This window comes from Streptomyces sp. NPDC002671 (assembly GCF_053592475.1).
In genome coordinates, this window is the sequence record NZ_JBSFVU010000009.1 from 307,876 (window position 1) to 318,325 (window position 10,450).

Here is a 10,450-nt window from a genome sequence, read left to right on the forward strand (position 1 = left end):
AACTCGGGCGACTCCCAACTCCGTGGTACTGCATCCCATTTGATCCCTCACGAAGCGGTCGAGCGGAAGGAGTACGAGAAACATGAGCACGACCGCGGCCGTCACCCAGTCCCCGGTCCGAAACGCCCCCACCAGGCAGGCCGAGCGGCACCGCTCGCGATCGCCGTTCCACGCCGCGCTCGAGTCCGCCCGCCACGACGTGGCGATCGTCTACACGGGGCAGGGACTCACCCCGACGGTGGTCCAGCAGGACAAGCTCAGCCTCACGAAGCTGCTGCACCGCTGGGTGCAGGTCTCCGTGATCTGGGACGAGCGGGCGCTCACCGCCCCTCACCTGGCGTCCTACGCCTCGTGGCAGGCCAGCTCCGGGATCCGGACCCGGTGCGTCGCCCGGGCCCCCGTCACCTTCGCTCTGCTGGACAACCAAACGTCGGTGGTGTGCCAGGAATCCGGTAGCGAGGGCGGTTTGAGCGGATCGGCCACCACGTCCGACTGCTCCGAGACCACGGGGATGCTGCGCTACGTCTTTCACAGCCTGTGGGAGGAGGGCACCCCGCGGTCGGCCGGCGGTCACGCCCCCGACGACGGCCAGTTCCAGAACGTGCTCCGGCTGCTGGCCAGCGGCCACACCGACGAACAGATCGCCGCCTCGCTCGACGTCTCCAAGCGGACGGTGAGCCGCAAGGTCAGCAGGATGATGCAGGAGCTCAACGCCCAGAGCCGGTTCGAGGCGGGCGCTCTCGCCGCCCGGCGCGGGTGGTTCAACAAGACCTCGGGCAGGGCCAAGCGCGATGCGCGCCACCCGCTCTGACAGTCCGCCGCTTTACGACAGCGTCCGTCGGTGAGCGGACAACTGCCCGTCTACGAAGCAAAGTTCGGCCATCGTGTCCCCGTTGCGCATGACACCCGCTGACCGTCTCGGCCGCCCACTCATATCGGCGCGCGAAAGGTAGACCGTTGAATCCGATCCAGCGCTGGACAGACAGAAAAGCCGGGACAACGGCGGAGCGGCCGGTCGTGCTGCTGCTCGGCGGCAGCCCGAGCACCGGATCACACACCACAGCCGTCATCGAGGCCGCTGCCCTGATGCTGACCGAGCTGGGCGCGGACCCGCTCGTGTGGGACCTGGCGACCCAGCCCCTGCCCATCGTCGACCCCAGCTGTCACGGCCGGCCCGAGCTCTACGCGGACCCGTACGCCCGAAAGCTCGGACAGCTGGCGGCGGAGGTGGACGCCTTCGTCATCGCCTCGCCCATGTACCACGGCTCCTTCTCGGGCGCGGTCAAGAACGCGCTCGACCACCTGGACGTCACGCCCTTCGCGGGGAAGCCCGTCGGGCTGCTCACCCACGGCGAGAACCTGTCCGCCGTCCAGGCCTGTGACGCGCTGCGCACCGTCGTACGGGCCATGCGGGGCATCGCACTGCCGGAGCAACTGGTCACTGTTCCAGGGGACTTCGCGCGCACTGCCGAGGGCAGCCGAGTCCTGAGCGCGGCCGAGGCCCACGACCGGCTGCGCTCGCTGTGCCGGGCGCTGGTGGAGATGGCATGGCGGCTCGGCGGCGCGGCCGTCCCGGCGCCGGCGGCCGGGACACCTCGTACATGAACGGCGGCCGGCTCCGCAGGGCGGACCGCCGATTCCGTGTCGTCCAGGGCGTTTCTGCCCCCTCACGACTTCCATGCACTCTGGAGACGCCATGACCATCGGAGACATACCCAAGCTGGGGGCCTTCAGGAAGCCGGCCAGGATCTACGAGGTCCCCTATCTGCCCCTGGGAAGCACCGTCGGAGCCCCGGAGATCGCGGCGGTCACCGAAGCCATGAGTTCCGGCGAGACGCTGTCCGGCGGGCCCTGGCGGGAGCGGTTCGAGAGCGACTTCCGGGCGTACGTGGGAACGCCGTACGCCATGAGCACGACCAGCGGCACGGTCTCCCTGGAACTGGCCACCCACCTCCTGGGCCTGCGCCCTGGCGACGAGGTGATCGTCACGCCGCAGACCTACCAGGCGACGATCCAGCCGCTGCTCCAGTACCCCGACGTCACGGTGAAGTTCTGCGACATACGGAACGACACCCTCAACATGGACCCGCGCTGCCTGGAGCGCCTGATCGGGCCGAAGACCCGAGCCGTCATCCTGGTCCACTACGGCGGTCACCCGGCGGACATGCGCGAGATCACGGACATCGCCCGGGCCCACGGCGCCCTGGTGATCGAGGACGCCGCGCACGCGCTGGGCGCCTCCTACCACGGCGAGCGCCCCGGCTCGCTGGCCGACATCGGGTGCTTCAGCTTCCATGCCAGCAAGAACATCACCACGCTCGGCGAGGGCGGCATGGTGACCTTCGCCGACGAGGGCTGGGCCGAGCGCCTCGACCGGCTGCGCGGCAACGAGGTGGACGCGCGCTTCGTGGCCCGGCAACACACCTTCGGGGACTCCAAGGAGCCCCTGCCCGGCGCCCTCTACCCGGGCAGCGCGTACACCCACGACATGGTGGCCATGCTGCGCCACGGCACCAACGCGACCCTCGGGGAGGCCGCCGCCGCGATGGGCACGGCCCAACTGGCCGTGCTGCCCGAGCTGGTGGGGCGGCGGCGCATGATCGCGGTCCGGCTCCGCGAGACGCTGCGCGCCTTCGACGGGATGGTCGACGTGTGCGAGGAGCCCGCGGGCGTCGTGCACGCCCAGCACCTGTTCGCGTTCTTCGTCCGGGAGCCGGACCTGCTCAACCGCAACCGGCTGCTGCACGAACTCGACGAACGCGGCGTGCAGACGCCGCTGCGCTACTTCCCCCTCCATCTGCTCCCGGAGTGGCGCTCGCGGGGGCACCACTACGGGGAGTGCCCCACGGCCGAGCAGGTGTGGTTCCACGAGCAGGTCAACCTGCCCTGCCACCCCGGCCTCAGCGACAAGCAGGTCGACATGCTGTGCGACCTTCTCTCCGACGCCCTGCGCGCGGCGCGCACCCGCTGACCGACGGAAAGGCCCGCTGTGTTGAAGCTCCTGGACGCGCACACCGTCCGGCACGTGCTCTCGGTCGACGACCTGGCCTGCGCCATCGGCGCCGTGTTCACCGAACAGCACGGCGCCGGGGCCGACTTCACCCGCAGCTCCGTGCACACCGGCGAGGGGGATCTGCTGTTGATGCCGGCGGCGTACGCGTCGGCGCTGTCGGTGAAGCTCATCACCCTCTTCGACAGCGCGCGGGCCCGGGGCCTGCCCACGGTCCAGGGCCTCGTCGCTGTCTTCGACGCCCGGTCCGGCGCGCCCACCGCCCTCATCGACGCGCAGGCGCTGACCGAGCTGCGTACGGCCGCGGTCACCACCCTCGCCACGGACATACTGGCGCGCAGGGACGCCCGCACGCTGGCCGTCATCGGGGCCGGCGTCCAAGGCCGCGGGCACCTGGAGGGCCTCGCCCCGATCCGGCCCTGGGACGAGGTGCGGCTCTACAGCCGCGATCCGCGCCGCGCGCACCGGCTCGCCGAGTGGGCCGCCTCCGACGGCCCCGGACTCGACGTGACGGTGTGCGACAGCGCCGAGGCGGCGGTGGCCGGCGCGGACGTCATCTGCACGGTGACGTCGTCCCCCGAGCCGCTGTTCGACGACTCGGCGGTGGCGCCGGAAGGCGTGCACATCAGCGCGGTCGGCGCGTACGGCAGGGAGCGCCGGGAGCTGCCTTCCGCCCTCGTGGCGCGCTCCACCGTGTTCGTCGAGTCCGCGGAAGCCGTGCTCCGTGAGGCCGGCGACCTGCTCATCCCCATCACGGAGGGCGTGCTTCCGGACGCTCCTCCCCTGGTCGAACTGGCCGACCTGCTCGGCGGAGGGCACCCCGGCCGCCGCGACGACAGCGAGACGACCCTCTTCAAGTCCGTGGGCATCCCGCTGGAGGACGCCTTCACGTGCCACCTGCTCTACCGCAGGGCCGTCGAGCAGGGCGCGGGCGCCGACGTCCGGTTCGGCTCCGCGGCCCCGTGAGGTGCCGCTGCTGGGACGGTGACGTCAGATCCAGCGGCGTTCGACCACTCGTACCCCCGCCTCGAAGCGGCTCTGGGCGCCCAGGCGTTCCATGAGCTGGGCGACCATGCGGCGCACCGTGCGGTCGGACGTGTTCAGGCGGCGGGCGATGGCCTGGTCGGTCAGGCCCTGCAACAGCGCGGAGAGGATCTGCTGTTCGGCCTCGCTCAGCACCACCTGGGGCTGCGCGAGGGGCTCCGCCTGCTGCCAGAGGGTCTGGGCCAGGATCCGCAGGGCGGCCAGCGTGCCCGGGTCCTCCGTGCGCGCCCAGGTGAGGCCCGAGTGGGAGCGCGTCGTCATCAGTGCGCCCTGGTTGGTGAGCATCAGGGCGCCCGGCGGCAGTCGGTGGCTCTGCCTCACCTGGGCGCCGCTGTGCTGCCAGTCGGCGTACGTGGCCTGGGCGCCAGGGTCGTACGACAGGGGGAAGGCGATCCGGACGTACTTGCTCCGGTCCGGTCCGCGCAGAGCCTGGAGGACGGGTTCGTCGAGGGCGGGGCGGTTCCAGTAGCAGAACACGTCCCGGCCGGACCCGTCGGCCAGCCACCGGGCCGTACGGATCGGATCGCATTCGTCCGGCTGCGTATCGAGCGGAAGATTGTAGATCGTCATCGCTTGCCTCTCCAACTGCCTCTTCAACTCGGTGCCTCGTCGGGCGGGCACGTGACCGGGCTGCTCGTGGGATTCCTGGGCAGGCTGCCGCTCGGGACGCGGTTTCGCGTGTTCGACGCGGTGGCGGTGCGGCCGGCGGAGGACTGGACCGGTACGCCGCCGAGCAGATGGAGCCTCGTGATGAGGCCACCGGGTGTGCCGGGGAGCAGCTCCAGGCGGCCACCGGACGACTCGATGAGCTGGCGGGCGATGGACAGGCCGATGCCGCCGCCCTTCTTCGACGACGGGCCGGAACAGCCGCGCTGCAGGGCCGCTTCGCGGTCCTTGTCGGGCAGGCCGGGGCCTTCGTCGCGCACCTGGATCAGCAGCCGGTTATCTTCCGTCATGACCTGGATACGGATCGCGCTCCCCGTCGGCGAGTACTTCAGCGCGTTGTCGAGCAGGACGTCCAGCGCCTGCTCGACGGCGCCGGAGCGGCTCAGCCCCCAGGCATGCCGCGGCATGCTGACCTTCAGCTGAACGCACCGCTGCTCGGCCACGGGGGCCCAGCCCTGGACGCGTTCCTCCACCACCGCGCACACGTCGACGACCTGGGTCCTGTGGTCGGCGGGCACGGAACGCGCGTGCTCCAGCATGTCCGTCAGGGTGCGGTGGAGCCGGTCCACGTCGGACAGGATGCGGGCCTGCCGTTCGACAGCCGCCTCGGGCAGGTGAGGGCGGAGGTTCTCCACCCTCAGGCGCAGCGCGACCATGGGGTTGCGCAGCTGGTGGGCCACGTCGGCGAGGAACCTGCGCTGCTTCTCCATCGTGGTCTGCACGGACGCGGCCAACACGTTGATGTCCTCGGCGAGCTGGTCCATGTAGTACCCGCCGAGCGGGGGGTCGGCCCGGACGTGGAACTCCCCGTCGGCCAGCGACCGCAGGACGCCGCTGAGCTGGTCGGAGGCGAAGCGCGTACGGCGCCTCATGACCAGCAGGGGCAGCGCGCACAGCCCCAGGCCGACGGGCTCGGCGGCGGCCAGCAGTCCCCAGGAGGTCAGGACGCTCTCGCGCCACCGGTCGGCGGGCTCCCGCACCCACAGCACCGAGGTGCGCGAGTCCTTCCCGCGCACCGTCGTCCAGGCACTCAAGTGGTCGCCGAGGTCGGGCAGTCGTGCGGGAGCCGTCACCTGAACACCGGTGGTGTCCGCCGAAACGGGTAACCGGGCCAGCTTGTCGGTCACGCTCGCCGAAGGGGTGCCGGAGGTCACGACGGCGCGGTCCGGCAGGCGTACATAGAGGTCGGCGTCCAACTCCCTCGACAGGGTGTTGAGTTGGCTGCGCAGCCGGTGCGTCGGCATGTCGTCGAGCGACGCGGAGAGCCGGCCTTGCGCCGTCACGAGAGTCGACACCAGATGGGTCCGCGCCTGTTGTGCGGCGCGCTCTTCGAACAGCCAGCCGGTCAGCACCAACAAGGCGGTCAGGACTGCACCGCACAGGGCAGCGAGAATCACCGTGTGGAACGGGCGCATCGGTCTTGACCAGGCTCTCAGTCCATGCGCTTCGGCTCGAAGCTGAAGCCGACTCCACGGATCGTCCTGATCCAGTTCGAACTGCCTAACTTCCTTCGCAGAGAGGCGACATGGGTGTCCAGCGTGCGCGAGGCACCGCCCCAGGTCTCCGACCACACCGCAGCGAACAGCTGGTCACGGGTGAACACCCGGCCGGGGGCCCGTGCGAGCACCACCAGGAGATCGAACTCCTTGCGCGTGAGTGCGAGATCGCGGCCCGCGACGCTGACCCTGCGCGTCCGCCGGTCGATGACGATCTGCCCCTCGGAAATGCTCTCCGCAGGCGCCGCCGGCGGGGTCTGCTGCGGCACGCTGCGCCGGATGACCGCGGTCATTCGCGCCAGCAACTCCTGGATCTGGTACGGCTTGACGATGTAGTCGTCGGCGCCGAGGCGCAGGCACAGGACCTTGTCCATCTGGTCGGAGCGCGCCGTGACGGCGATGATGGGCACCTCGTGCGACGAGCGCAGTCGCTGGCACACCTCAAGACCGTCCATGTCCGGCAGGTTGAGGTCGAGCAGCACGATGTCCCAAGTCGGCTGTGAATACAGTGCGCTGCCGCCGGTGCTGGAGTGTTCCACGTCCCAGCCGTACTGCTCCAGGCTCTCCATCAGCGCGCTGGCGACGTCAGGGTCGTCCTCTACGAGCAATGCCTTCAAAATCTCCCCCGTTGCTCATGTTGCCTTGCTAATGCAACTTCCGCATTGCGCGTTGGCTCCGTCATCTTATGTGAAAGTTGTTGGCGGACAAGGATCGATTTTGAAGAGTCCTCACGTCTCCCTGTCAATCTCGGCACAGTCCTTTGGATGACAATGTCTAATCTTGTTCCACTGTTACAAGGGCAGTTGGGAGCGACGCGTGCTTCCCCGGATCGACGTGGAGGACACAGTGGCGAGGGAATCGCGTCGGAACTCACTCCGCGGCAGGCTGACCCTCTGGGTGGTGTGCGGCCTCCTGGCCGGCGCCGCGTTCGGGCTGGTCGACCGCAAGGACGCGGCGCGGATGGGTTTCCTCTCGGACGCCTTCATCTCACTCATGTCGATGCTGGTCACCCCGATCATCTTCGTGACGGTGGTGACCGGGATCGCCACCGTCGGCAGTGTCCACCGCCTCGGTCGCCTCTCCGTGAAGGCGTTCGTCTACTTCGAGCTGACCACGACCCTCGCACTCGGCGTCGGACTCCTCGCCGGTGACCTGCTGGGACTGTCACCCTCGGGCAGTCATCTCACCAACGGCTCCGCCGACCTGGGGCCGATCATGAAGCAGGCCGAGTCGGCCCGGAACGATGCGCTGAGCATCCAGGGCTTTGTCCCCGACAGCTTCGTGTCCGCCTTCACGGGTGGCCATCCGCTCCAAGTCCTCGTCGTGGCCGTTCTCTTCGGCGCGGCGCTGATGCGCTCGGGGGAACGGGGTGCCCCGCTGATCGACCAGTTCGAACGGCTCGGACACGTACTCTTCTGCGCGGTGCGGATCCTGGCCGTCGGTGCGCCGCTGGCCGCTTTCGGCGGCGCCGCCTACACCATCGGCCGTTTCGGACTCGTGCCGCTGAGCGCCCTGTTGTACTTGGTCGTCGCTTTCTATCTGGTCTGCGCCCTGGTGGTTTTCGTGGGACTGGCACTGCTCGCCCGCGCCAACCAGTTCTCTCTGCTCAAGCTGGTCAGGTTCCTGCGCCACGAGATACTGATCACGGTCGCCACCTCGTCCTCCGAACCCGTCTTTCCGCGGGTGCTGCGCAAGCTCGAACTGGCCGGTGTGCCACGTGCGACGGGTGCGCCCTTGCTGGCGGGCGGATATTCGCTGCATCTGGTGGGCACGTGCATCTACCTCACCATGTCGGCCGCGTACATCGCGGAGATCACCGGTGACGGTCTGGCCTTCGGTGAGCAAATGCTTCTGCTGGTCCTGGCCATGATCATCTCCAAGACCGCGGTGGGCGTGACAGGTTCGGGCTTCGTCACGCTCGTGGCCACGGTGTCCATCACCCATGCCCCGTCGATGGCGGGCGTCGCACTGCTCGTCGGGATCGACCGGCTCATGTCGGAGGCCCGGGCCGTCACCAACCTGATCGCCAACGCGGTCGCCGCCGTGACCATCGCCAACTGGGCGGGTCATTTGAACGTCAGCCGGCTCAACTATGTCCTGTCCGCGCCCCGCCCGGCCGACCCCGATCGCCCCGAGGACGACCCCGCGGTGGTCGACATCCGGTTTGTGGACTAGCACCGACTTCGGCGGCCTCTGAGCACCGCCATGAAAACGGGGTCGGACCCGAAAAGGTCCGACCCCGTCTGACGCGGCGCCGGGCAACCGCGTAATCCCGTCGTGCCGTCAGTGGTCGCGGTAGGCGACCTGCTCCGCCATCTTGCCCAGGCGCTGCTGCCAGTCGTCCGCGAGTGGCGCCTTCTCAAGTGCCGCAAGGGCAGTCGTGACGAGCCGGTCGATCTGCTCCTCGACCTCCTGGCGTACGCCGGAGGCGAGCAACGCGTCGCGCAACTCGGCCGGGTTCCAGTCGCCGTTCCGGCCGTTAGCCACCAGGCGGGCCACCCGGGAGTCCTTGGCCGCCGCCAGGGCGATCAGCAAGGTCATCTTGTGTTCACTGACATCCAGGCCGGCGGGCTTGCCGGTCGCCGCGGAATCGCCGAAGGCGTCGAGCAGGTCGTCGCGCAACTGGAACGCCTCGCCCGCCGCGATGCCGTACTCCTCGAACGGCGCCTGCAGTTCGGGCCGCCCGGCGAGGGACGCTCCGAGTGCGAGGGGCCGGTGGATGGTGTAGCGACCGGACTTGCAGACCGCGACCCAGCGGGCAAGGTCCGGGTCCGGCACCAGCTCGGCGGCAAGGGCGATGTCCAGCTGCTGGCCGATGATCATCTCGGTGACCAGGTCCGTCCAGATCTCCATGGCCGGGCCGGGCAGCCTGCTGGTGAGCCGGTTGGCGTAGCCGAGCGCCAGGTCGCCGGCCAGCATGGCGACACCCTCTCCGTACCGGCGGGGCTCACCGGCCCAGCCGCGCTCCGCATGGAGGCCGGTGTGCTTGGCATGCACGGTCGGCACCCCACGCCGGGTGGGCGAGTTGTCCATGATGTCGTCGTGGATAAGGGCAAAGGCGTGCAGCAGTTCCAGCCCGGCAGCCGCGGCGACGACCGCGTCATCGTCCAGCGCACCGCCGGCCGCCAGATAGCCGCTGATGCAGAACGTGGGGCGCAGCCGCTTGCCGCCCGCCGTGACGAGCTCCGCGATCGCCTCGACCGGCACCGCCACGCGGGCGTCGACGGCCCCCCAGCGTGCGGACTCGGCGCTCAGCAGGTCGTCGATGAGCGCGCTGGCCCGGGCGAGCAACCTGGCGCAGGCTTCGTCGGCATCGCCGTCGCCGGCACCGCTCTGCGCCGGCCGCTCAAACTCCGGCGGCAGCTTGAACACGACGTCCTCGGTGGCGGCTGCCCCGGTTTCGATGTCGGTGAAACCATGGGTCCCGAGCCGCTCGACGACCTGCTCGACCAGCACCTCGGGCACGCCCTCGCCGGAGCCCAACCCCACGGTACGGACGTCGGCCAGCCACTCGGGGTTCAGCTGGTCCGGGTCGGACAACAGCCGGGCCTGCGCTCCGGCGGCCTGCGCGATCTCCACCATCCGGACCGAGTCGCTCGAGTCGGCCGACCCGACGATGAGCACAAGGTCGCTGCGCCCGGCGATCGCCTTCACCGCGTTCTGCCGGTTCTGGCCCGGTACTTCGGTCTCCGAATCGACGCACCGTTCCACGGTCTCAACGGCCCTGTGCACACCGGCGCAGGCACCGCGCGGCTCTGCGAGCAGGATTCGGCGTGGTGCAGACGGCATGTTTCCCCCTCAGGTTTCTTAGCCCGGAACGCCTTCGCTGCCGAGGGGGTCGATCCCCGTCTCCTCGGCGATACGCATGGCCTCTTCGATCAGTGTTTCGACGATCTTCGATTCAGGGACGGTCTTGACGACCGCCCCCTTGACGAAGATCTGCCCCTTGCCGTTGCCCGATGCCACGCCCAGGTCGGCCTCACGGGCCTCGCCGGGGCCGTTGACGACGCAGCCCATGACCGCCACGCGCAGCGGCGCCGGGAAGCCGGACAGCGCCGCATTGACTTCGTCGGCGAGCTTGTAGACGTCGACCTGGGCCCGGCCGCAGGACGGGCAGGAAACGATCTCCAGGCCGCGCCGGCGGAGGTTCAGCGACTCCAGGATCTGGATGCCGACCTTGACCTCCTCGGCGGGCGGGGCCGACAGGGAGACGCGGATGGTGTCGCCGATGCCC

The 10,450-nt window shown here is 69.7% G+C and carries 10 protein-coding genes; 5 read left to right on the top strand and 5 right to left on the bottom strand.

Features of this window, described 5'->3' with window-relative positions; translation table 11 throughout:
• Positions 1-82 precede the first annotated feature (82 nt).
• The 4 genes from ACWD35_RS16855 (at position 83) to ACWD35_RS16870 (ending at position 3,976) form a co-directional block, all read left to right on the top strand.
• A complete protein-coding gene (locus ACWD35_RS16855) occupies positions 83-811 on the top strand; it encodes a response regulator transcription factor (protein WP_451351989.1) in 729 nt (242 codons plus the stop codon).
• A gap of 146 nt (positions 812-957) precedes the next feature.
• On the top strand, positions 958-1,605 hold the full coding sequence (locus ACWD35_RS16860) for an NADPH-dependent FMN reductase (RefSeq protein WP_451351990.1): 648 nt from the start codon (positions 958-960) through the stop codon (positions 1,603-1,605).
• Between the two features lie 91 nt (positions 1,606-1,696).
• A complete protein-coding gene (locus tag ACWD35_RS16865; protein WP_451351991.1) occupies positions 1,697-2,971 on the top strand; it encodes a DegT/DnrJ/EryC1/StrS aminotransferase family protein in 1,275 nt (424 codons plus the stop codon).
• A gap of 18 nt (positions 2,972-2,989) precedes the next feature.
• On the top strand, positions 2,990-3,976 hold the full coding sequence (locus ACWD35_RS16870) for an ornithine cyclodeaminase family protein (RefSeq protein WP_451351992.1): 987 nt from the start codon (positions 2,990-2,992) through the stop codon (positions 3,974-3,976).
• Between the two features lie 24 nt (positions 3,977-4,000).
• On the opposite strand, the gene ACWD35_RS16875 is transcribed toward ACWD35_RS16870, so the two are convergent.
• Genes ACWD35_RS16875 through ACWD35_RS16885 form a run of 3 tightly spaced genes read right to left on the bottom strand, consistent with a single transcriptional unit; the run spans position 4,001 to position 6,824 of the window.
• A complete protein-coding gene (locus tag ACWD35_RS16875; RefSeq protein ID WP_451351993.1) occupies positions 4,001-4,624 on the bottom strand; it encodes a response regulator transcription factor in 624 nt (207 codons plus the stop codon).
• A 23-nt stretch (positions 4,625-4,647) separates the two neighbouring features.
• Positions 4,648-6,117, bottom strand: coding sequence for an ATP-binding protein (locus ACWD35_RS16880; RefSeq protein ID WP_451351994.1), 1,470 nt, complete (start codon positions 6,115-6,117; stop codon positions 4,648-4,650).
• 35 nt (positions 6,118-6,152) lie between these two features.
• Positions 6,153-6,824: a response regulator transcription factor gene (locus ACWD35_RS16885; RefSeq protein ID WP_451351995.1), complete on the bottom strand. Its 672-nt coding sequence runs from the start codon at positions 6,822-6,824 to the stop codon at positions 6,153-6,155.
• Positions 6,825-7,113: 289 nt separating this feature from the next.
• Here ACWD35_RS16885 and ACWD35_RS16890 point away from each other — a divergent pair, with 289 nt between their 5' ends.
• Entirely contained in the window at positions 7,114-8,391 is a 1,278-nt protein-coding gene (locus ACWD35_RS16890) for a cation:dicarboxylate symporter family transporter (protein ID WP_451352011.1), read from the top strand.
• Positions 8,392-8,499: 108 nt separating this feature from the next.
• Here ACWD35_RS16890 and ACWD35_RS16895 read toward each other — a convergent pair whose 3' ends face one another.
• On the bottom strand, positions 8,500-10,005 hold the full coding sequence (locus ACWD35_RS16895; RefSeq protein ID WP_451351996.1) for a polyprenyl synthetase family protein: 1,506 nt from the start codon (positions 10,003-10,005) through the stop codon (positions 8,500-8,502).
• 18 nt (positions 10,006-10,023) lie between these two features.
• Positions 10,024-10,450: flavodoxin-dependent (E)-4-hydroxy-3-methylbut-2-enyl-diphosphate synthase (locus ACWD35_RS16900; RefSeq protein ID WP_451351997.1), on the bottom strand; the 427-nt coding region annotated here is incomplete at its 5' end.